Annotated in this window: 20 protein-coding genes; 5 read left to right on the top strand and 15 right to left on the bottom strand. The window is 63.3% G+C overall.

Annotated features, from left to right (window positions below):
• The first annotated feature begins 4 nt into the window (after nucleotides 1-4).
• The gene (locus J2W14_RS20630) at nucleotides 5-478 is read left to right on the top strand and encodes a MarR family winged helix-turn-helix transcriptional regulator (RefSeq protein ID WP_307466026.1); all 474 of its coding nucleotides are present in this window, start codon (nucleotides 5-7) and stop codon (nucleotides 476-478) included.
• Nucleotides 479-1,227: 749 nt separating this feature from the next.
• Here J2W14_RS20630 and J2W14_RS20625 read toward each other — a convergent pair.
• The 3 genes from J2W14_RS20625 to J2W14_RS20615 all read right to left on the bottom strand — a co-directional run bounded on the left by J2W14_RS20625 (nucleotide 1,228) and on the right by J2W14_RS20615 (nucleotide 2,993).
• Nucleotides 1,228-1,524, bottom strand: a complete 297-nt coding sequence (locus J2W14_RS20625; RefSeq protein WP_307466024.1) for a DUF5956 family protein — start codon at nucleotides 1,522-1,524, stop codon at nucleotides 1,228-1,230.
• Nucleotides 1,525-1,710: 186 nt separating this feature from the next.
• Nucleotides 1,711-2,562, bottom strand: coding sequence for a YhjD/YihY/BrkB family envelope integrity protein (locus J2W14_RS20620; RefSeq protein ID WP_307466022.1), 852 nt, complete (start codon nucleotides 2,560-2,562; stop codon nucleotides 1,711-1,713).
• 20 nt (nucleotides 2,563-2,582) lie between these two features.
• On the bottom strand, nucleotides 2,583-2,993 hold the full coding sequence (locus tag J2W14_RS20615; protein WP_307466021.1) for a hypothetical protein: 411 nt from the start codon (nucleotides 2,991-2,993) through the stop codon (nucleotides 2,583-2,585).
• 239 nt (nucleotides 2,994-3,232) lie between these two features.
• Between J2W14_RS20615 and J2W14_RS20610 the strand changes: the two genes are divergently transcribed.
• Nucleotides 3,233-3,367: a hypothetical protein gene (locus J2W14_RS20610; RefSeq protein ID WP_307466020.1), complete on the top strand. Its 135-nt coding sequence runs from the start codon at nucleotides 3,233-3,235 to the stop codon at nucleotides 3,365-3,367.
• Between the two features lie 346 nt (nucleotides 3,368-3,713).
• Here the strand turns inward: J2W14_RS20610 and J2W14_RS20605 are convergent, their stop codons facing one another.
• The 9 genes from J2W14_RS20605 to J2W14_RS20565 all read right to left on the bottom strand — a co-directional run bounded on the left by J2W14_RS20605 (nucleotide 3,714) and on the right by J2W14_RS20565 (nucleotide 14,016).
• A complete protein-coding gene (locus tag J2W14_RS20605) occupies nucleotides 3,714-3,911 on the bottom strand; it encodes a hypothetical protein (protein WP_307466019.1) in 198 nt (65 codons plus the stop codon).
• A gap of 461 nt (nucleotides 3,912-4,372) precedes the next feature.
• Nucleotides 4,373-5,884, bottom strand: a complete 1,512-nt coding sequence (locus J2W14_RS20600) for a CYTH and CHAD domain-containing protein (RefSeq protein ID WP_307466018.1) — start codon at nucleotides 5,882-5,884, stop codon at nucleotides 4,373-4,375.
• A gap of 301 nt (nucleotides 5,885-6,185) precedes the next feature.
• The gene (locus tag J2W14_RS20595; RefSeq protein ID WP_307466016.1) at nucleotides 6,186-6,965 is read right to left on the bottom strand and encodes a potassium channel family protein; all 780 of its coding nucleotides are present in this window, start codon (nucleotides 6,963-6,965) and stop codon (nucleotides 6,186-6,188) included.
• A 194-nt stretch (nucleotides 6,966-7,159) separates the two neighbouring features.
• Entirely contained in the window at nucleotides 7,160-7,417 is a 258-nt protein-coding gene (locus tag J2W14_RS20590; RefSeq protein WP_307466014.1) for a hypothetical protein, read from the bottom strand.
• A 75-nt stretch (nucleotides 7,418-7,492) separates the two neighbouring features.
• Nucleotides 7,493-8,257: a lytic transglycosylase domain-containing protein gene (locus J2W14_RS20585; protein ID WP_307466012.1), complete on the bottom strand. Its 765-nt coding sequence runs from the start codon at nucleotides 8,255-8,257 to the stop codon at nucleotides 7,493-7,495.
• Nucleotides 8,258-8,463: 206 nt separating this feature from the next.
• A complete protein-coding gene (locus J2W14_RS20580; protein ID WP_307466010.1) occupies nucleotides 8,464-9,717 on the bottom strand; it encodes a metal-dependent hydrolase family protein in 1,254 nt (417 codons plus the stop codon).
• Between the two features lie 63 nt (nucleotides 9,718-9,780).
• The gene (locus tag J2W14_RS20575; protein ID WP_307466008.1) at nucleotides 9,781-10,236 is read right to left on the bottom strand and encodes a GAF domain-containing protein; all 456 of its coding nucleotides are present in this window, start codon (nucleotides 10,234-10,236) and stop codon (nucleotides 9,781-9,783) included.
• A 44-nt stretch (nucleotides 10,237-10,280) separates the two neighbouring features.
• Nucleotides 10,281-11,954: a hydantoinase B/oxoprolinase family protein gene (locus tag J2W14_RS20570; protein WP_307466006.1), complete on the bottom strand. Its 1,674-nt coding sequence runs from the start codon at nucleotides 11,952-11,954 to the stop codon at nucleotides 10,281-10,283.
• Nucleotides 11,955-11,964: 10 nt separating this feature from the next.
• On the bottom strand, nucleotides 11,965-14,016 hold the full coding sequence (locus tag J2W14_RS20565) for a hydantoinase/oxoprolinase family protein (protein ID WP_307466004.1): 2,052 nt from the start codon (nucleotides 14,014-14,016) through the stop codon (nucleotides 11,965-11,967).
• Between the two features lie 692 nt (nucleotides 14,017-14,708).
• On the opposite strand from J2W14_RS20565, the gene J2W14_RS20560 reads away from it, so the two are divergent.
• The 3 genes from J2W14_RS20560 to J2W14_RS20550 all read left to right on the top strand — a co-directional run bounded on the left by J2W14_RS20560 (nucleotide 14,709) and on the right by J2W14_RS20550 (nucleotide 18,248).
• On the top strand, nucleotides 14,709-16,061 hold the full coding sequence (locus tag J2W14_RS20560; protein ID WP_307466002.1) for an MFS transporter: 1,353 nt from the start codon (nucleotides 14,709-14,711) through the stop codon (nucleotides 16,059-16,061).
• Complete coding sequence (locus tag J2W14_RS20555; RefSeq protein ID WP_307466000.1) at nucleotides 16,058-16,882, top strand: aspartate/glutamate racemase family protein; 825 nt, start codon at nucleotides 16,058-16,060, stop codon at nucleotides 16,880-16,882. The genes J2W14_RS20560 and J2W14_RS20555 overlap by 4 nt, the downstream gene beginning before the upstream one ends.
• Nucleotides 16,883-17,249: 367 nt before the next feature.
• The gene (locus tag J2W14_RS20550) at nucleotides 17,250-18,248 is read left to right on the top strand and encodes a zinc-dependent alcohol dehydrogenase family protein (RefSeq protein WP_307465998.1); all 999 of its coding nucleotides are present in this window, start codon (nucleotides 17,250-17,252) and stop codon (nucleotides 18,246-18,248) included.
• A 118-nt stretch (nucleotides 18,249-18,366) separates the two neighbouring features.
• Here the strand turns inward: J2W14_RS20550 and J2W14_RS20545 are convergent, their stop codons facing one another.
• Genes J2W14_RS20545 through J2W14_RS20535 form a run of 3 tightly spaced genes read right to left on the bottom strand, consistent with a single transcriptional unit; the run spans nucleotide 18,367 to nucleotide 21,807 of the window.
• Entirely contained in the window at nucleotides 18,367-19,914 is a 1,548-nt protein-coding gene (locus J2W14_RS20545; RefSeq protein WP_307465997.1) for a PucR family transcriptional regulator, read from the bottom strand.
• Nucleotides 19,907-20,989, bottom strand: coding sequence for a DUF917 domain-containing protein (locus tag J2W14_RS20540; RefSeq protein ID WP_307465995.1), 1,083 nt, complete (start codon nucleotides 20,987-20,989; stop codon nucleotides 19,907-19,909). Before J2W14_RS20540 ends, J2W14_RS20545 begins: the two co-directional genes overlap by 8 nt.
• Nucleotides 20,986-21,807, bottom strand: coding sequence for a hypothetical protein (locus J2W14_RS20535; RefSeq protein WP_307466064.1), 822 nt, complete (start codon nucleotides 21,805-21,807; stop codon nucleotides 20,986-20,988). The genes J2W14_RS20540 and J2W14_RS20535 overlap by 4 nt, the downstream gene beginning before the upstream one ends.
• Nucleotides 21,808-21,828 lie beyond the last annotated feature (21 nt).

Genomic DNA, 21,828 nt, shown 5'->3' with positions numbered 1-21,828 from the left:
AACCATGAGCGCCCCGCACGCCGATCACCCGCTCGCTGCGATGCACGACAGCCCCGTGAGCTGGGCGCTCATGACCCTCGCACACGCTCAACGAGCACGCGCAGCTTCCCGCCTCGCCCCACTAGGGCTCTTCCCCGGGCAGGAGCTCATGCTCATGCAGCTCTGGCATGAGGACGGACGCTCGCAGAAGGAGCTCGGGGGCCTCCTGGGCCTTGACCACTCAACCGTCGCAAAATCGGTCCAGCGACTCGAACGCTCAGGTCTTGTGAAACGCTCCCGCTCGCCTCTCGATGGCCGCGTCGTACTGGTGCACGTCACCGAAGCAGGGCTAGCACTGGAGGCCCCCGTCCTCGCCGTCTGGTCGGAGCTAGAGGCGCTCGCCACGACACCCTTCTCCCCGAGCGAACGTGAACAGTTCCTCGCTCTCACCGCCAAGCTCATGGGCCAGGAAGACAGGGCCTCCGTCTCGAACCGCTGAGCCTCCCCTTATTTCAGCGCCCGAAGTTCAGGGCTGGGTCTCGAGAGCTGCTCGCTGAATCAATTCCACCCGGTTGGTTCTGTGCAAATCCTTGCCGTGCCTTCCCAATCCAGAGAGTGACCTACTGGGCGCCCGTTACCTTCCGGACTCTCTGTAACTCTTCTGAAGCGCCACCGACAGATACCCTGCGACAACGCCACCCAAACACGAATTTGTCCACACTCAGAGGCCCACAAGCTCCTGAACAGGAAAAACGCGTGCCCGAGGTGGGACTCGAACCGGGTTCCGCGACTTGAATTTTCACCGCTCCCCCGAAAACCTCCGCAATCCGGCCCAGTCCTGCCCATATGCGACCCGATCCGAAGCCCAGGTTGTGCACATTGTGCACACCCTCTTTCTTGCCCACTTCGGCGCCCCTAACCGGGCTGCCTAAACGGCCGCCCGGGCGGGGCGCGATTTCGCTCCCATGTTAAGAGCAGGCCTCCGGAACCGGACGGGCCTCGAATAGGCACCGCATTACTGGGCGGCCCTCCTCCTACTGGAAGTCGACGAACATTCTGGTGGCGGTTCCCTCCTCTCCGAACGTCTGATGGAGAAGCGAACAGCGACCTGCATGACCAACCGACCGGCTGGCCTCCAGGAAGTGAACACGGACCACCAACTGCGCAGCGGCGCCGACCCCGGCATCCGACTTTTCGCCCGCCAAGTGGTCCTCGACTAGCTGGGCAGCAGCTAACTGATAGAGCACGTTATGCCCGGATCATCCAGACATATCTGCTGGGACGCGGCTGTAGCCCGGCGTCCTGAAGGTAGGTGCTGATGTCGTCATCGAACATCTGCCGGTCCGCAGCGGTGAAGGGCTCCTCGAAAGTTTCCTGGACACCAGCGCGCTCGGTATGGACCGTGACGGTCCGGCCTTCGTCCGAAGAGTAGTGGCGGCGAAGGTTCTCCGTTCCGGCTGCCCATCGTATGAGCGCTCCCCAGCCGTTCTTGGGCAACTCCACCCACGCTGCTGAAGGCTCAGGCTCCTGCACGTCACTCCACATCGATACTCCTTATTGGAACGCATTTGCGCGTGGCCCTGACTCCACACTGACAGGGCCACGCCGGCCACGGTTCCAGCACGCCGACTCGCAATTGAGTAAACAGGCTTGGGTAAATCCGATTCGTCCATGGGCCGACCTAGCCGGTTGGGAAAGCGGATTGCCGTCTTCCATCCCCAGACGGCCGACTCAGTCCAGGCTTCTCGGTGGGGTCGGAGCTGCGGCGGTCCCGCCTGAGCGGCTCGACAGCTGCCCGATCACGGTGAGGTGGATGACGCGGCCGGTGGTCACTGCGACGAGGAGTACGGACATCAACACGAATAGCCAACCGATGTACGAGAAGGCGAGCCCGAGGACGCCGAATTGATCGGCGGAGGAGGCGAACGCCCCCGGGAGATACACGCGCCCCACCACCGTGGCCACGGCGAATCCGAGTCCGGCGAGCACTGATCCCGGGAGGAGTGCCCGCAGGCTGACGCTCCGGTTGATCACGATCCACGACGCGAACAACCACAGCGCGGACCAGACCGCCACCTCGATGACGAACTCAAGCACTGACAAGGCACCCGTGCCGCGCACGACGTAGCGGGTCATGACCACGAGGACAAACCCGATGAGGATCGCAACAATCGCGACGACCCAGCGCCACGCGAAGCGGATGGGGGCCTTCGGGGTCTTCCAGATCCTGCGGAAGCACCGCTCGAGCGCGCGGGCGAAGGCGGTCGCGGCGAGGATGAGCAGCAGCGCGCCGATAACTTGCGTGAACGTCACCCCTTCGATCGCTTCGGGAATCGACTGCTTCACAAGTTCAGCGGTCTCATCATCGAGGCTGAGGTTCTCAGCGAACATCGCGTCCGCCTCGGGGTTCAGGCTCGCTCGCAACGAACTGGCAACGATAAGGACGGGCAGGATCGAGGTGAACGCCTGTGCGGCGAGCGTCATCGCTCGATCGAACAGCTCGAGGTCACGCATGTCACGGAGAGCACGCAGCACAAAACGTCCGGCCGCCGAGCGCACGGTGGCCCGCAGCAATCGGTTCACCGGCGGCTGAACCATAGGAATCACACATGCCCAGCTTCGGCAGGCCGGAATGGTCCAGACACCCGATCCAGGTCGACGCTGTGCGCGGGGATATCGACGGTGGCGGTGCCGGCTTTCAGGACGCCGATGATCGGATCAGAGCCGCGTCGCTCTCCATAGCCGGGCGCGGTTGGCCGATGTTCGCCGACGCTGTCCATGGCGGTGAGCTCGCTTCTGAAGAGGAATGGGGCCTTGGCCCAGACCAGGACGTCGCGCACCCAGCGACCGTAGCCTCGCGTCCACTTCGGCCGGATCCCGTCGACCGCGATGACGCGGAACGCACCGGGGAAAACGCCCGGCTGGCGCGTGCCCCACCACTTCCGCCCGAAAGCGAGGAAAACCACGAGGACGATGAGGTCGACGCCGAGGATGACCAATAGCGCAATGACCATCAGGCACCTCCGAATTCCGGTCGATACACAGCACTCGCACCATTCGTAGCGGGCAATGCCAGACCCTAGTTCTCTGACCCCCAGCATCCCGGACCAGCCCACGCCGTCGCATCCTGCGAATCGCGTGATGTTTCGTCCGACAGGCATGCGGTGCTCGGTGTACAGGTCCCTGGCCTCACACAACCATGGACACCCGGGAATTCTCCTAACCACTCAAGACGATGCCCTTTGACGTGGAGGTGAATCGGACAACCGTCCGCCGCGAGCAGGCCGAAGGCGCCCCACACGACGCCGGTGACCAGGCCTCCCCCGAGGAAGCCCAGTATCCCGCCACCACCGGTGCAGCCACCGATCGCTCCAAAGATGAGCTCTAACATAGCCCAGCTCACCAAGGAGCTCCTGGCGCTAAAGCCCACCGAGGTTCGGGCTGTGCCCGTGTAGTCGGCCACGCTCGTCGGACTCGAGTTCCACCTCGACCCGTGGGAGGCCCGGATCGGGCGTCTTGCCGTGGCGGCGAGCGTGTACGCATCTCACTCCCATTCGACACGACGCAGGTCAAGGTTTCCGTAGTCCCGGATGAAGTGCTGGTTTTTCACCGTGATTCCCCATCACTGATCCGCGACACACGCTGTCCGCTCAACTGCACACCGAGCATTTCGGATGACGCCAGCAATGCGTGAATAGTCGGCGGACCTCAAGGTCTTTTCGGCGAGGTCGGCCTCAGTCCTCGGCCTCGGCCTCGGCCTCTGCTTCAAGCTCTGCCTCGGCCACTGCGATGGCGAAACCGGGTGCGCTGGCGAGGTTGCCGGCTGCCGCCACGATCCGGGGAGTCCCGACGACCGGAGCAACGGCGATGAGGATGCCCTGGACGTCCTCCAGGGTGATGCCGAGCGGAGCGATGCGAGCGGGGAACTCCACCCGTCTGCAAGGTAAGCCGATACGACCCAGGAAGACATCACCCGACCGGGATGAACCGATCGCCTGCCATCGAACTCCGTAACAGACCGGCCTCGGGCGGGCGGCGGCGGGGTTAGGCAAGACACCACCAACCCGTAGACGAGGGGGCCCCTCGAGCCGATCTCGCACGATGTTTCTCCGTCTCTAGTGTCACGTCATCCCAGCACCACGCGCTGATACAGGCGCGAGCCCGAGGACGCGACGAGACCCCAGCGGGCGATCAGCCGGCGCTCCACGGCGTCCTCATCCCAGCCGCTCGGCGATGATCGGGACGTCCTGGGTCGGCGCCACATTCCAGCTCGGCGGGGGTGGGCTGCCCTCGACTTCCTTAGCCTCGAAGTGGCTCAGGAGATCACCGGTCGCCTGGGCATCACTTACCTCCAGCTTCGGACCGCCGGCGGGCCAACTTACGCACCACATACTTAGAGCGGGACGGCCGGGAATTTCTTCCACTCGCGGTGGAAGCGGGCTTCTGCCTCGAGAGCAACGGCTTGTTCCAGCGCATGCAGCCGCCCGTAGCTGAACCCGTTCTCGCCCAGAACAAAGGCCTCAGCGCCGAGCCGGCGAAGTAGCTCGCGGGTCACGACGCTATCCTGATGGTCCCCCAGGACCTTCTGGACGCCCTGGGCGGCGGCGGCCAGACGAGCGGCCTGCTTGGGGTTGACCGGGGCAGCAGCTTCGGCCGCGTACCGCAGCCGTTTCCCGTCTTTCCGGGCCTCGTGCAGGGCCGGGTGGTCACCGGTGCCGGCGGGATGACGCTTGGCTTCCCCGACCGCCATGCGCAGCCGCTTGACGTCGCGTTGGACCATGTCGGGGATGACCTTCGCTGCTGGTTTGGATGCCAGGGGCGCGAGGGGCGGGGCGGCGATCATGGCCTCTAGAGCGTCGAGCAGCCGGAAGTAGCGTTTTCCGTCCAATGCTTCCAGCGCCGTGGCATGGGCTTGTTGGTAGGCACGTCCAAGTTCAAGATCGACCCGGCGGGAGACCGGTCCCATGACCAGCTCTCCAGGTTCCTCGGCGACCATGTCTTTCAGGCGTGCATGCATGACCTCCGCATCGCGGGCCTCGCCGAGCACGCCGGCAAGCCATTTCAATTCGTCCCGCAGAGAACCCACCGACTCGGCGTTATCCAGTAGTTTCCGGTACGTCGCCAGCGCCGAGCGCATCCGTCTGGTGGCAACCCTCATCTTGTGGACCGCATCGGGGGCGTCCTGCCGCACGAGGGGGTCCTGCTCCTTGAGTTCCTTCACCTGTTGCCTGAGGTAGGCGAGCAGGACATCTCCCGCCGGGCCCTTACGCTTCGGCGCCGGTATCGGTTCCACCGGTGCAGAGTCCTGCTTCAAAGCACGGGCGAGTTTGGACTGGTAGGCCGAAGGCCGGACGCCGGTTCCGGCGAGCCGGTCCTGCAAGGACTCGAGAAGGGTCCGGGAACCGGAGACGAGCTCGATCTCCCACTCCCGCCACCACAGGGTGCCTGGTTTTTGCCCCAGTGTCTCAGACTGCACACGGTCATCACAGAACTCCGCGAGAACGGCGTTGTTCTCGTCTCTGAGCCGGTACACGACGCGCCTTGTCTTCAGCCGGGCCACCGGTAACAGCGCACGGTCTCTGGTGTGCACACGGACCAGCCCGAGAAGGAAGTCGGGGACACCGTCGGCCTGCTCTCCGAGCGGTTCGCGGAATTCCGTCCGTTCGTCCACTCCTGCGGGAAGCTTCAGGTGCCATCCGGCGTCCTCTCCGCCGGTCCTGCGGCGCAGGGTGATCCGCGCGGATGCGAGGCGCAGGTCCTCGGTGTCGAAGTACTCGGTCTCCAGCCGGTGCGCCACAGGCCGGTCCACCCGAGCAACGCCGGGCAGGTTCTGTGGCGAAGGAAGGGGGACGGCTTCCTCGACATCAAACTTCCGTTCGATCTCAACAACGCGTGTTGCGGCCATACGGGGATTGTACGTCCCGCGCCAAAGCACGTCGGCACCTAATCGATTCCGCCCGTGTGCCGCACGGCAACTTCACCCCGGTTCTGGTGCCTGGTGCCCGCAGTTCACCCTCTCCCCTGCTTCGCACTCTGGCGGCCTTCCGCTGGCGGTAGGCAGCCTCTGGCCCGAAGCAGTTGGCTGCGTAGCGTTGGCCCATGGGACTCATCTACGACAACCCGGACCTGGCAGCGCTCACTCTGACGCGGATGGCCTCGGCAGAAGCCGAGGGGCCCGGCGGCTTTGACTGCGTTTATCGATAGCGCTAGTTCCCTTGGCGTGGTTCCTGGTGTGGCTTGTCGTTGGCGTGGCTGGAGTCGGTTTCGCCCTGCACTTGGGCCAACTGGTTCTGGAGCGTCTCTATCTGGTTTGTGAGGCGGGCAAGCTCCTCGTTCTTTGATGTTTCGGCCTCTGTAGTCCGCGCCTCCTTCGCAGCGCTCACGCTTTCAACAAGCCAGGAAGATAAGGCCGCGGTGACCATTCCCAGGGCGGCAAACCCGCCGACCATCAGCGCGGCCGCAGCCCATCGGCCAGGAACCGTTACGGGGTAAAAGTCGCCGTAACCAACGGTTGCGACGGTGACCATCGCCCACCATAATGAGTCGCCCATCGTGGTGATGTTCGCGTTCGGAGCGCCCCTTTCGAAACTGAGAACGCTCAGGGCCACGGTGTAGACGAGAAGGACAGCGGATGCAACGACGTAGGCCATGACGCGGGTCCTGATGGCAGTGCCCGGGGCCCGGTCGATCACTTGGCGCACGGAGAACGGACGCAGGAGCCGCAATGGCCGCACTACCGGGACCAGCACCATCAGCAAATCTACGGGGTGCCGGACGAACCACCGGCCTGGCTGGGGGGCCAGGCGCAATTTCACGATGTAGTCGATGGCGAAAGCGGACCACGTTGACCAGATGACAATTGTCAGGACGGTGGCGTAGGGGTCCGGCGGTTCGACAATGATCAGGATGGAGTAGGCCGCCAGGAAGAGGAAGGCCGCACCGACGAGGGGCCACTCGGAATACTTTTGCCACGTCTCTTGCGCCATGGCTGCATCGTAGGACTTTGTTCCACGGATGTCCTCACGAAATTGGTGCGCTGTCCTTTCACGGGCGCCAAGTCTGCCCTCCGCCGGACCGAAAGCTCCTTTCCCCGGGAAAGGCCGGGCCATCGACAAGCCGCCAACAAACGCCGGGCCTTGGGCCGCGTCCAAGGCGTGAAGCGCTCACGAGCGAGTCTTCTTTACGCCCTTGTCTGGGCGTGCTCGTCGGCGATGAGTTTCTTGGTCTCGCTGAGGTAGCTGAGCAGCGGGCGCACCAAGCTGGCCGGCGGGTACCTGTCGACGAGCATCAGACGTACGAGCAGCGTAAGCGGGATCGCCAGGATGGCGCCGATCGGGCCGAGGATGGCGGCCCAGAGGGCGGGGCGGTACCAATCGGTGCCAGTTTCGGTGATGGCGTCGTTGAACGTCAGCCAGTCAACGGAAGCGGCGCATGTCATCTCCCGAGGTGCCTGTCGTTGGCAATCACTTTTGGTGATTGAACCCAGCGACCTAAATATGGAGCGCTTGGGCCTTCAGCCCGTGGACTCGTTCGGCGTGCCCGTCTTCACGGCGTATGCGGTCGCTTGGGCCCGCACCTGGCGAATATAGGGATCGGATTGGTTGTAGGAGTAGATGGCGTCGGTCCATCCCTGGGCGGTGGAGAGGTCACGGCCGTGGGCGCACAGATAGGTCGCCGCGCTGAGGGCGGCGTCGTCGATATTGAACGGGTCCGCTACTCCGTCCCCGTTCCCATCCCGCCCTGCAAGCTGCCAGGTGGTGGGAATGAACTGCATGGGTCCGACGGCGTGGTCCCAGCGGGCGTCGCCGTCCAGGGCACCCGCGTCCGTGTCGGCGATGGCGGCGAACTCGTTGCCATTGAGGCTCGGGCCCACAAGTGGGCCGCTCGCCTGCCCTGCGGTGTTGAGGCTGCCGCCGCCGTAAGTTCCGTGCGCTGATTCGACGAAGCCGACGGCCGCCACGGTGTTCCAGCCGATCCCGCACGTCGGAGCGGAATCGTTGGCCGTCGCTGCCGCAGCAACGTAGGCCCGGAGCGCGCGGGCAGGGACCCCGGTCTGCGCGGCAGCCCGGAGGAGCCACCGGGCATCCGGGTTCGGGGTTACGTGCACGGCGGTGGTGATGCCGGTGGAGAGCGTGTCAAACTCCGCCCCCGCTCGAGGAGGTGCAGAAAGGGCCCCGCGGGCGTCTGCGCCGGACTGCCGGGTAACCCAGAACGAAAATGCCGTGATGGCACAAACCGCGAACAGGCTGATGACCATAAAGCGTTTTAGACGGAGCACGGACTAATCAAACCATCCACGCTCCATGACCGGTTGACTAAACGGTTCTCAGCGGAAGAAGGAGGCCCAACGGGTCGGTCGCGGGTGCTGTGGCCCGCCACGCGGACCCGTCTGCCAGCTGATGCCCACAGGTTTCCTGTGGTGGAAAACATCGTCAGCAAGCGTTACGCACCGCCGAGTTGATGGCCGACAGCGGATATTGTTTCTTACGCAACCGGAACGTCTAACGGCAAATCCCTGGCACCCAAAAGGGCACCGGTGGAGATGACCTGCCCGTCCTTGATGACGGTACGCGTCTTGCTTTCGTCCCAGAGGATCGAGGGTTCATGGAAGGGATTCCCGTCAAGCATCACCAAGTCCGCGCAGGACCCTCGGGTGATGCGTCCAAGGTCACCGCGCCGAAGCAGGGCGGCGTTGGTTGATGTTGCCGACCGGAGGGCGCCGTACACACCAAGCACTTCACACTGCAGGCGGAGTCCGGCCAGTTGCTCATCCTCCAGCTCCCCCATGAGGTCTGTTCCGAACCCAATCCGGACCCCAGCATCTCGGGCCAGGGCCACGGCTTTCTTCCCTGCCTCTAGCACTTCCCGGTTCTTGGCCGCTCCCACTTCGGTGAGGCCGACTTCCTTGCCGCGCCGTTCCATGGCTTCGTAAGTCACCAAGGTGGGGACTAGATAGACGTCATTGTCAGCCATTAGCTGGGCGGTTTCCGCATCCAGCAGGTTGCCGTGTTCGATGCAGCGAACCCCATTAAGTACTGAATGGCGAATGGCCTCGGGCGAATATGCGTGAGCCGTGGCGTAGCTGCCTCGGCGGGTAGCCTCCTCCGTTACGACGCGGATTTCCGCCGCGCTGTACTGCGGAACCCGAATCGGATCGACCGGTGAAACGACCCCGCCGGAGGTCATTAGCTTGATAGCGGAGGCACCCGTGCGGAATCGGTGACGCACGGCCCGCAGCAGGTCATCGGCGCCGTCCACCACTTCGCACATGTGCCCGCCGTGGAAGCATCCTCCGTTGTTCGCGGCCCGGATATCGCCGTGGCCGCCTGTCTGGCTTAGCGCCGGGCCGGTGAAGAAGTAGCGCGGACCGGGGTACAGACCCTCTTCGATGGCGCTGGCAAGGCCAACGTCCCCACCGGCAACGTCACGAACCGCCGTGAAGCCGCGGAGCAGTGCAGCCGCGAGGCGCCGCGCCCCGGCAAGTGCGGAATAGCTCAGTGGCCCCGTCTCGTTCCTGGCGGACGTCAGGCTGAGCGCATAAGCATGAAAATGCGCATCGATAAGTCCTGGAATCACAGTTCGGCCGCCAGCGTCAAGGACGACACCGGTCTCTTCCACCTCCCGCCCCGTGGCGGTGATCCGGCCATCCCGGATGCTGATAGAGCCCTCAATCAGGTCAGGCGATTCACCGTCAAAGATTAGGGCGTTCCGTATTGTCAGTGTTCCCGAAGTGGTCACGTGCGGTTCCTTCTTATTGCCCCCGCGGGCGGGCCCCCAATTGATGCCCGCCCGCGAAGGAACTTAGTGGGCGGTGGTAAGGGCTTCTTCGAGCAGATGGACAGACCGCCGTGCGACGTCCACGGCTGCGTCCACCGACGTCTGGTCGTAGCTGCCCTCAGGGCCGAGGAAGTTCATGGATCCGATAGTCTGGCCGTTGCTCACGACCGGAACGTTGACGATGGCCCCGCAGCCCAATGACTCGATGGTTGCCGAATCAAAGAAGAATGCGCGGACCGCTTCCTTATCCGCCCCCAGGAACGGCTGCTGGCCATTGAGCACCTGCTCCAGCCACACGGGGTTCGTGTCCCCGGCGAGAGTCTTCTTCCCGCCCACCGGATAGACATCGGGATGGGTGGTGTAGACGCGGGCCATACTGGCGCCATTATCGGCAATGACGGAGGCGGTAAAGAGCATGACGCCGACTACATCCTGGGCGTTGGCGTACACGTCATCGAAGGATTCAAACTGGGAACTCATAGAGTCCTTTCTTTTCTTGATGGGAACCTATCCGCTGGTGATGCTTAGTAGCCGTAGTGCGTCTTGGCGAAGTCCTCGGTGATGAAACCGTTGACGATGTCGTAGGTGATGTCCTCGCGGGAGCGCTTGGAGACCTCTCCAAAGCCGCCGCCGCCTCCCACGGCGAGGCGGACGACGTCGCCGGCCTTGACCTTGTGGGCGTTCGCCTTCAGGGTGCGGACCTCATCGCGGCGGCCGGGGTTGATCACAACTTCGGGGCCCTGGGCGTCTGATCCGCCGAAGAGCCCCCAGGCGGGGGTCTTTGACCGTTCGAACCAGAGCCCGACGACGCAGTCGGCCAGGAATTCGTATTCGCGGACCACGCCGTTGCCACCGCGGTACTGCCCGGGGCCGCCGGAGTTGGGGCGGATGGAGTACTCGTTGATCCGGAACGGGTAGCGGGTCTCCAGCATCTCGATGGGCAGGTCCTTGAGGGAGCCGTTGACGTTGTTGATCATGGCGGATTCGCCATCCGTGCCCTGCCAGGCACCCCAGCCGCCCAGAGTTGCTTCCATGGTGACGAAGTTCCGGCCGAAGCGGGTGTCGAAACCGGCGGCGGTGATGATCATTGAGTCACCGTGGCTGGCGCTGGCGACGCGTTCGGGCATGGCCGGGGCCATTGCCTTGGAGACGAGGTCGATCAGCAGCCCAAGGTGGGAGAAGTACCACTGGCACGGGGCTGGCGTTACGGCGCCCAGCACTGAGCCGGACCGTACCTGGGTGGTCAGTGGCCGGAAGGATCCGCCGTTGGAATTGGACTCCGGGCTGACGAGGAGCTTGTAGCCCACGCGCAGTGCCGAGACGGCCTGAGCGGCGCCGCAGTTGACCGGACCCATGGTCTGGTCCGCCGATCCGGTGACGTCGAAGTCAACCGTGTCGCCGGCTACGGTGATCCGCAGCTTGATCGCAATGGGAGTGTCCAGATTGATGCCGTCGTTGTCCAGGAAGCCCTCGGATTCGTAGACGCCGTCCGGGATGTTGCGTACGGTCGCACGCTCGATTTCCTCCGTTTGGCGGAATATCTCATCCCGGGCGGCATCGAGCTGGTCCATCCCGTAGCGACCCACGAGCTCCTTCATTCGGGTGGTCCCCATCCGGAGGGCTGCGATCATCGCGTGCATGTCACCAATGGTCTGGTAGGGAAAGCGCACGTTGGTCCGGATCAGGTCCACAACAGAAGTCTCAACTCCGGCCTCGACCAGCTTGACCGGCCCCATCCTGAAGCCCTCTTGAAAAATGTCCGTCGAGTCCATCGAACCGCCGACATCCTTGGAGCCCATGTCCATCCAGTGCGCACGGGTGGCCGCGAATCCGACCACCGCGCCATCGTCGAAGATCGGAGCAAAAATGGTCACATCGTTCAGGTGGGTGCCGCCCAGGTATGAGTCGTTGAGAATCCAGATGTCCCCTTCCTGCCAGACCGTGCGGCCATGCATCTCCTCCACGGCGATGGAACAGGTTTCCAGGTTGCCTAGGAATAGCGGCAGACCGGCGGACTGTCCGAGCACGCGGTGCTCGGTGTCCAGGAGAGCCACTACGCAGTCCCCGCCCTCGTAGAGGATGGGTGAGTAAGCGGAGCGGATCAGGGTGGCGTTCATGTCGTCAGCGGCGCTGGTGAGCGCATTGCGGATGATTTCCACGGTGACGGGATCCAGGGTTTTGATTGCTGTAATTGTCATTTCTTGTACCTCAGTTTCCTTCTACGTCTTCAGAGCGGATGACCAGGGAGCCGAACTCGTCGACCTTGACGTTGAACCCGGGGGGCACCACGGTGGTGGCAGTCTGCTCCACGATGATGGCGGGTCCTTCGAATGTGTGGCCGGCGCCGAGGTCGTCACGGCGGACCACGGTGGTGTCGTGTTCGACGTGGTCAAAGACCACCCGGCGGATTTCGTGCTTGAACTCCGGGCCCTGTGCGGTGATGTAACTCGGAGCTTCCAGCCGTCCCAGGTCGCCGACGGCCTGCGTGCGCAGCGTGACGATTTCGATCGGGGCGCCAAGATTGGAGTGGCCGTAGCGCTCGTGGTACATCGCGGAGAAACGGACAGCAAGGTTGGCGACGAAGTCCGGAGACTCGGGTTCGTCAGCGGACGTCAGCGGAACGTTCAGGGAGAACTCCTGCGACTGGTAGCGGACGTCCACAGACGCCGTGGTGGCGCGGCTTTCCTCCGGGACCCCTTCCGAGACCAGGGACGACAGGCCTTCGACTTCCATGGAGCGCAGGATGCCGGCCATGTCGGCCACGTCGATGTCTTCATCGAGGTAGAAGTACGGTTCGGAAAAGTCCTTGCGGATGTTCGTCTGCAGCATGCCCCAGGCGGAGAAAGCGCCGGGGAAGCGGGGAACGACCGTTTCCGGGATCCCGAGTTCCTTGGCCAGGAACACGGCGTGCATGGGGCCGGCACCGCCAAAGGCCACGAGGGCGAAGTCGCGGGGTTCGATGCCGCGGGAGATGGTGATGGTCCGGATCGCCTGGGCCATCTGGGAGTTGGCGACGTCGCAGATGCCTTCGGCCATGGCGATGGGGTCCAGGCCGAGCTGATCACCAACTGTTTTCAGGGCTGTGATCGCGGCTTCACGATCCAAGGCGACCTGTCCGCCGGCGAACCAGTCGGGGTCGACACGGCCGAGCACCAGGTTGGCATCAGTGACTGTGGGTTCCGTCCCGCCGCGGCCGTAGCAAGCCGGTCCGGGGGTGGCTCCCGCGGAACGCGGCCCGACCCGGAGGCCGCCGGCTTCGAGCCACGCGACGGAGCCGCCGCCAGCGCCGACAGTGTGGATGTTCACGACACTCATCAGCATCGGCAGACCCTCAAGGTGGGCCTCCATGGAGACGTCCGGCTTGCCGTCGACCACCAGGGACACGTCAAAGGATGTGCCGCCCATGTCCACGCCGATGAGGTTGCGGTTTCCCGAGACACCGGCCAGTTCGACATCGCCCATAGCACCGCCGACCGGGCCGGAAAGAAGTGTCTGCAGCGGACGCTTACGGGCCGACTCGGCGGTAAGCACGCCGCCGGAGGACTGCATAATGTGCAGCGGGGCTTCCACTCCCCGGTCATCGAGTTTCTCTTCCAAGTCCAGGAGGTAGTTGCGTACGACCGGCCCCGTGTAGGCCTCGACGACGGCGGAGGACGTGCGCTCGTATTCGCGCCATTCCTTGGCTGCTTCGTGAGAAAGGGAGACGGTGAACTCTTCCCCGAGTTCGTCGAGCAGGATTTCGCGGGCCCTAAGTTCGTGCGAGGGGTTCTTGTAGCTGAACAGGAAAGCAACTGCGACGGCGCCGTAGCCCTCCTCCACTGCCCGGCGCGCTGCTTGGCGGACTGCCAGTTCGTCCAAAGGCGCGAGTTCCTGGCCCTGACTGTCCAGTCTGCCGCCGACGCCGATGACGTCCTTGCGCTCGATCAGCGGGGCAGGCTTGCGGTACTGAGCATTGTAGAGCTCAAGCCGGGGGCCGCGGGCGATGTGATAAGTATCTTCGATGCCGGCCGTTGCCAGCAGTAGCACGGGAACCCCACGACGTTCTAGGAACGCATTCAGGCCCTGGGTGGTGCCGTGGACCAGGAAATCGATGTCCGATAGATCATCAACTATCGATTCGAGGCCTGCGATGACTCCGGCGCTCAGGTTCCCCGGCGTGGTGGACGCCTTCGTAGCCGTGTACGTTCCGGCGGCCTGGTCGTACGCCACAATGTCAGTAAAGGTTCCGCCGATATCCATCGACACCCTGTAGTTCGGCATGTGTATCTCCTCATGGTCTTGGAATGGAACTTCGTGTGTGAAAGATCACGGTACATACGGGGCCGGCCAAGTTGGTGGGCATACTGCATGATTCGGCTACAGCCGGACGGGCAGAGTGCATAACAGTGTGTGCGGGCACCAGAACTGTCGAGGCGGGGGCTAGGCGCCATCGGCGTGACTTTACTGATTTGGAATTTACTGATTTGGCGCCTGTCCCTCCCCAGGGACAACGAAGACTCTTCCGGGTGGGTTGTACTGGCACGGGCCATTCTGGCCGGGCGGGTACAGGTGCTGGAACGAACCGCGGCTGGTGCCCCCCTTGGCGATTTCTTTTGGACGCCTGGCGCCAGTCCTAACGGCCTAGCCGCAGCTAAGGCGGATAGAGCCTGCCCAATGTCCCTAAAAAACAGAGTCTTCTTGACCTGCGCAGAGGGGTGCGCGTGTAGACGAGCAGTGCTTTACGCCCAAGCGGTCGAGTCAAAAAAGTGCAAAGTGAACACTATCTGAGGGCTCGCCGTTTGTAGTGTGAGTGCAATCACTCGGCGGGAGGCTAGGACGAGCTACTCCGAGTGGAGGCTTGGGTGAGCTGCTCCGAGGTGAATTCCTTGAATTCCTTGATATCCGGACTGTTCTCCGTGCACAGAAACGCTGCGTGTACTTCTTATCCTGTCCAAAATATCGGAGGTCAAGACATGTCCAGTATCGACCCACTCATTTCAGGGCAAGCGCCCGGGACGGCGAGCCCCCCTCGCTCCATGGCCGTCGGGCACGCGTTCCGCGACATGCCGTTCGGGTCCATTCACGTCAAAATCGGTGCCGTCCTCTTCTTCGCTTTCGCAATCGAAGCGTGGGAAATGCTCATCCTCACCTACGTCGCCGGTGATCTGGCGACCAGCCTGCAGGTCGGTGCGACCCAGGTGGGGATCGCCATCTCGGCACTCTTCCTCGGCATGATCCCCGGATCTCTCCTATGGGGCCCCATCTCCGACCGGATCGGCCGGAAAGCGACGTGCGCGTGGAGTTTCGCCGGCTACGGCGTCATCACACTCCTGAGTTGCTTCGCGCCGAACTTCGAGACCCTCGCGATAGCCCGCTTCCTCTCCGGGCTTTTGTTCTCCGGCGTCTTCACTGTGACCTTCCCGTACTTTGAAGAACTCCTCCCGGTCAAGGTCCGCGGAAAGGCCTCGGTCTATCTCGCTGCGGGGTGGCCTATTGGCATCCTTGCCGCCCTCGGAACTACCGCCCTGATCGGAGGGCACGGTTGGCGTTGGGTCGTTGCTTTTAGCGCACTCGCCAGCCTTTGGGGCATCGTTGTGTACAAGGTCGTTCCGGAATCCCCGTACTGGCTTGCGAGGCGGGGCCGGATTGAAGACGCGCACGATGTCCTCGAACGTCTGGGCGCACAAAACATTTCCCGGAGCACCATTCTCACGGTCTCGGTGGACAAGAGGCAGACCATCTGGAGCCTCTTCAGGGGCAAGATGGGTCGGATCACTGTCATTCAAGTCCTCATCAACTTCACCTTCTCTTGGGGCTACTGGGGACTTCAGTCGTGGATGCCAACGTTGCTTGAAGGACGAGGACTGAGCGCCTCATCAAGCCTTTCCTTCATCGCCCTGAGCGCGATCCTCATGATCCCCGGCTATATGACAGCCTCCTACCTGACCGGACGTTTCGGCCGCAAATGGATCTTTACCGGCTACGTTCTCGCGGCAGCCGGCGGCGGCTTCTTCTTCGCGACAGCCTCAACTGAAACCGAGATGCATATCGGCATGTTCTCCCTGGCCTTCTTTGCTATGGGAGCCTGGGGCGTTTGGGACACGTGGATGGGCGAGCTGTACCCCTCCGCCATGCGTGGCTCGGGCTTCGGCCTCGGGATCTTCGGCCAGCGGGTTGCGAACACTATCGCGCCGAGCCTCGTCGGTTTCCTCCTCGCCTCCGCCACGGGAGCAACATCGACAATTCTGTTTATCAATGCGTTCTTGTTTGTCACGGTCATCCTCGGCCTGTTCTTGCCCGAAACCGAAGGAAGTGAATTGGAATGAACACCCCCACCGACAATCTCGACGATCTCTCGGAGAACGCCCGGATCCTGTGGATCAACCCGCTCTACACCGATGTGTACAACCGAGCGATGGCGGATTCCTTCCGCCAGATAGTCCGTCCCGGCACCGAAGTTGATGTCGTTTCCCTTGACGGGGAGGGCCCCTCCCACGTTGAATACAACGCTTTCGAGGCTCTCATGCTTCCGCAGCTGTTGCGCACCGTGCGGTGGGCGGAAGAAGAAGGCTACGACGCCACCGTCATCGGTTGTTTTTACGACCCGGCGCTGCGGGCGGCACGCGAAATCACCGACCGCATGGTGGTTGTAGGCCCGGCGCACTCGGCGCTGAGCATCGCCGGAAGTCTGGGCGAGCGATTCTCCATCCTTGTCGGACGGAGAAAGTGGATTCCGGAGATGGCCGAGAACGTCCATCGTTGCGGCGCGTCGGACCGTCTTGCCTCATGGCGTGTGCTCGAGATGGGCGTCGATGACTTCCAGCAGGACCCGGCACTCACTGAAGAGCGGATCATGACCGAAGCCCGCAAAGCCGTGGAGCAGGACGGCGCAGACGTCATCATCCTCGGCTGCACGGCCGAATTCGGGTTCTTCCGAACGGTTCAAGAGGAAATTGGCGTACCCGTGATCGATGCGACCGTGGCCCCGCTCAAACACGCCGAGCAGCTCGTCGACTCGGTCCGTCGGTTCGGTTGGACGCACAGCAAGCGCCTGGGCTACGACGGGCCCACGGCCCAAGAACGCCAACGGTTCTTCCCGGCTCTCGAGCCAAAGCACATTGTGTCAATGACCACGGTGTCCTCCTAAATACATTGCACCGCTCGTCACGCCGACTGCTTGCGTCACAGAGCCCCGCCACCCCTAGGGCATCTTTGGCCGAAGGTTACCCCGGTAGCCTCGCTTGCCTTGACATCCCGTAATCGAGGCAGGCGAGGGAACTCTCTGCGGGTCACCAGCAATGCGGGGACGGGTAACCGCATCCTTCCCATGACCCCGGCGGCATCCGCGCCGGCTAACCCACTCAAAATCCAACGTGGCATTTAGCACCACGCATAAACGGAGGTAAGGCGATGTCCAGACGAACCCTATGTATCAACCCCATGATGACCCACGCTTACCATGTCCCTATCGGACTGCTGTCCCCCCTCAAGCCCAACCTCTCGCTGGTCCAGCGATGAGCAGGCCGGAATCCGCGGTTGTCTTCCGCAAATTGGGTGGCCCCGAAGTGCTGGCCGTCGAAGCTGATTCTCCACGTCAAGTCGGGGAAAACGATGTCCGCATCAACGTCGCAGCATTCGCACTCAACCGGGCAGATCTGATGTTCATCCACGGGGAGCATTACACCGTCCCGGTGTTCCCCTCGCGCATTGGGTCCGAGGCAGTGGGGACCGTCACCGAGATCGGCGAGAACGTCACCGCCTTCACCATCGGCGACCGCGTCACGAGCATTCCCTTCTTCACCGCCACCGACGGCGTGCAGGGAACAACAGCCGTCCTCCCGGCAGACTACGTAACCCTTGCTCCACCGCAACTTTCGGATGCCCAGGCCTGCTCTGTTTGGATGCAATATCTCACTTCATACTTCGCCTTCGCGGAGGCAGCCAATCTCGGATGCGAAGACACAGTGCTCGTCACTGCCGCCGCCAGTTCGGCCGGGCTTGGCGCCATCGAGATCGCACGCGCACTTGGGGCGAAGGTTATCGCGACGACACGGTCAGAGAAGAAGCGATCGCTCCACCTCGAGACCGGCGCAAACGCAGTAGCCCTGGTGGGGGTCGATGACCTCGGCGAGGTCATCGACCGCACCACCGATGGCAAAGGCGTACGGGTCGCTTTCGATCCTGTCGGAGGAGAGTCCCTCGGCACCTACGTCGATCACCTCGCACCCAACTCCGTCATTTTCGGCTACGGAACGCTGAGCGATTTGCAGCCCGTTATCCCCATGGCGGCAATGTGCAGAACTCAATCGGTTTTCCACCCGTACTCAATGTTCAACCACGTCGGTCGGGCTGATGAACGGCGGCGAGGTGTCGACTTCATCCTCGAGCGGATTAGCTCCGGGGCCCTGCGGCCCAGAGTCGACAGGGTCTTTGCTTTCGACCAAGTGCTTGATGCCTACCGCTACATGGAGTCGAACGAACAGTCAGGGAAGATTGTCGTCGAAATAAGTTAGCCCTGCCGCGCCTGGATCCGTGTCCGTGGAACAGTCCGGCGGGCACGGACCAGGGTCGGGCGCCGAGCTGGTGCCCGGCGTTCGAAGCCAGAAATCCTCGGCGCAATCATTGAAGGAATCAGACTGGGAACTCAGGGAGTCCTTTCTGGTTTTCGAGGGGGTCTTCGGAAGTCGTTTTGCCTGTCATAGATCGCTGCAGCACTTTGATGATGAGGTGGACGGACAGCAGCTCAGAGGGGATATCAAGCGGGACACCGAGATCCCGTGCCCGGTTAAGCCGGGCCTGCAGGGTGTTCCGGTGCAGGTTGAGGGATTTCGCAGCGAGGCTGACTGAGCCGCGGTGATCCAGGAAGGCGGCCACTGCGGTAATGATCACGTCGCGGTCAGGGGAGGTCATCAGTCGCGGCAGTGATAGTTCTGCCACGAGCGCGACGGCGTCCATGTCGACGAAGGTCGTGGCCGCGACCACCCCGAGGCTGGCGAAGCCTAGAACCGTGCCGGGCCCCGTTGACCGGGCGGATTGTGCAGCCAGCCGCGCCTCACGCACGATCAACGCCAGCGCCGGGGCATCCTCCTGCCATCGGGACAGTCCCGCCACCAGGCCAAGCTCGGCAAGAGCTGGCCCCAGACGTGTCCTGATTCGGCTTTCGAGCTGGGTCGAGGCGTCCTGATCCCCGGCCGGTACGAGCGTCAGCCAACCGCCTTGAACCTCAGCCAAGGGGCTGCGTACTGTGGCCTTGCGCCAGAGCAGGCGCAACACGGCCGTCAGCTCGGGCCGATGGTCTTGCACCTGCCCGCTGCTGAACCACACGGCCATGTACGGCTCCCCTTCGCGCCAGCCCAACTGGGTCAGCAGATGCCGGTGTTTTTCCTCGAACTCCGCGCCCGACGCGGCAGGGTCCTGATCCAACCCGGCGATCGCCGCTGTGGGAACGGCCCGGGCAGTACTAAGTACCTCCTCCGCCAACCAGGCAGCCTTCACCGCGGGGGTGACCACCTCAAGGATTGAGCGCACCAGCCGCAGGTTGTGGACGCCGGAAGTGGGCACGCGGGCCGTGAGGGTACCGCGGACGACACTATTGGCCCCGCCGACTTCCACGGTGATGACTTCGTCGGTCTCCCGTGGAGGCAGCCCGGCGGAGGCCAGAACCACGCCGTCGTACTCCAGCGAAACTCCGACCGCGTCCAGTTCCCTGGAAATCGTCTTGAGGACATCACCGAGTGTGGTGTCCTTTGCGACTGTCCGGGCGACCCTGGCCAGTTCCGCATCGACCACCGACAGGGCAGCGCCGATCTCGGCCGCCAGCGCCAAGGCAAGCGCTGCAGGCTCCCCGTCAGTGGCCAGCAGCGTGATACCCAACCGCTCTGCCAGTCCCACCGCCGCGCTTGCATAGACGCTGCCGGCCACGACGACGGCGCTGGCCCGCCGCTCCCACGCATGGCGCAGCGCCGCGGACACCAGCCAACCCCCTGATCCCATCTCTGAGGAGAGGACCACCACAGTATTGGGCCTCACCTGCCGGATTGCCTCAAGCTGGGAGACGAGAACAACACTTTCTATCAACCCGCTGGATGGAGTGAGATATAGCGGCGTGGCACCACGGAGGGAACCGTGCGCCAATAGCGCGGCGACATCGAGCCGGGTTTCATTTTTCGCTCTACGCATGTCGCCGCCTTGGGTGCACAATCGGAATGCCGAAAGCCTTGGGCTCGGTAAGATCAAGCCCCGCCTCCGAATACCACTGCGCCGCTGCCGAGAACTTCACGACGTCGATGACGTCGCCCACCTGGACGTCCTCGAGGTTGACCACCGTGCCCTGCTCGGAATTAAGTAGCGTCACCATGTCCGGGACGGCTGCTGTCACCGCGCCATCCACGAGGACCAGTAGGATCTCATTCTGGATTTCAAGACGGACGATGCGTCCGGTGGATTCGTCTTCGAGCGTTACACTGGACGGCTGCGCCGGCAAGCCGAGGTCGGTGGGCCGGGAAAGGCTTTCGATGTGGCTCACGCGGGCCCGGGCGATGCGCGTGGCGCCGAGGAGATCAGCGAGCAACAACAGCTTTCTATCAACCGAGGTGCTCGCGTCGAGGATTTGCCCGATCCGGATCATCCGGCTGATGGAGCCATGAACTCCATGCTCCCTCAGCTGTTGCGCGGAACACGGATACATGGCGGTGGCTGCCCAGCCGCCGAGTTCGGTCACCAATGCACGCACCAGCGTCTCGGCCCGCTGCGGGCTTTCGACCTCAACCACCGCCCGTTCCCCGGTTACCCCCATGAGCGCGATAGGGCCGATCGCCACGTTTCCAATGTTCAGAGTTGTCTGGCTGATCAAGGGGAAAACGCGGCCCATGGGGTCGGAATCGATGACGGGCAGCGAGGACTGAAGCCCAACCATGAGGGGGACGATTCCGTTGATGTTGGCAGCGGCGAGCGAATAGATCGCCCTCACCCTCCGGCCGAGACTGCCCTCGACGGCACTGATGCAGCCGAGGAACTCATCGCCCACGGGAGGCATGTCGGCGATGAAAAGGCCCTGCGTTACCATTCCGACCGCCACCACCAGATCGTCGGGAGCAAGCTCGTCGACGGTGATGAGTTCCAACGACCGGTCCTCCATCGCCCGCTGGATCATCTCTGCGTAGACGTAGATGGCCGTCGGGTCGATGGTGCAAGCCAGGAAGTGGGCACCTGTTCTGAGGTTCCGGACGTCCTCGGTGGTGAGTACGGTGCTCATGGGTTGATTCCCCGCGCGGCTGCGGGCAGCACGTGTTCCTCGTCGGCGGACGTTTCTCCTGCCGCCTGGACCCGGATTCGAACGATTCCGGGGTTGCCGTAGGGCATAGCAAAGACGTTCGATTCAATGATGTGGGTCTGCCCGGGGCTGGCGCCCAACTGAACCGCCGCTGAGTGGGCGTCCTCTTCGGCGAGGTTCTGCACGCGTTGCAGGTCAACCCGGCCGCTGACGGTCTCGAGCCTGTCGATCCACGCCGTCAGCGGGGCCACGGCAGATCCTACCAGCGCGGCGTCCTGCAGTGCCGGCAGAGTGGGGACCAGCCCGAAGGGCAGCGCACTCTCCTGCCACTCGCGGAGGTCTGCAATCACGGAGGGGACGTCGGCGCGCACCGGATGGTGGACGGTGTACGGCTCCAGAATGGCGGCATTACTGGCGAGGCTTGCGTCAAATCCTTGGCGAATGAGGCTTCTGGTGACAGGCAGGCCTCCACGGGTGTGGCCCACGCTGATCCCGGCCTCCATGCAGAGAATGACTTCCCCCTCGGGGATTCCCGCCAACGTGGCCGCGCCAAGGATTCCCATCGCGGGCTCGGCGCGCAACCCGTGCACAGGCGCCAAGGCCAGCCGTGACAGAGGTGCGCGGCCGCCGTCGTTCTTTGCAAACGACAAGAGGGTGGCCGGGAGCTGGCGCCGGCCTGCATCCTCAAGCATGGCAGCCAGCTCTTCCCCCGTCTCCATCAGGGCGCTGTTAAGGATGGCCGTGTAGTCGCGGTCCCGGAAAACGCTGGAATAGAAGTCATTGGAAATACTGATCCGCATATCTCTGTCGTTGCTTAGGAT

This window comes from Pseudarthrobacter oxydans (assembly GCF_030812335.1).
Classification (GTDB): Bacteria; Actinomycetota; Actinomycetes; order Actinomycetales; family Micrococcaceae; genus Arthrobacter; species Arthrobacter oxydans_B.
The sequence above is the reverse complement of the archived record's forward strand: the minus strand, read 5'-3'. Positions and strand labels throughout refer to the sequence as shown.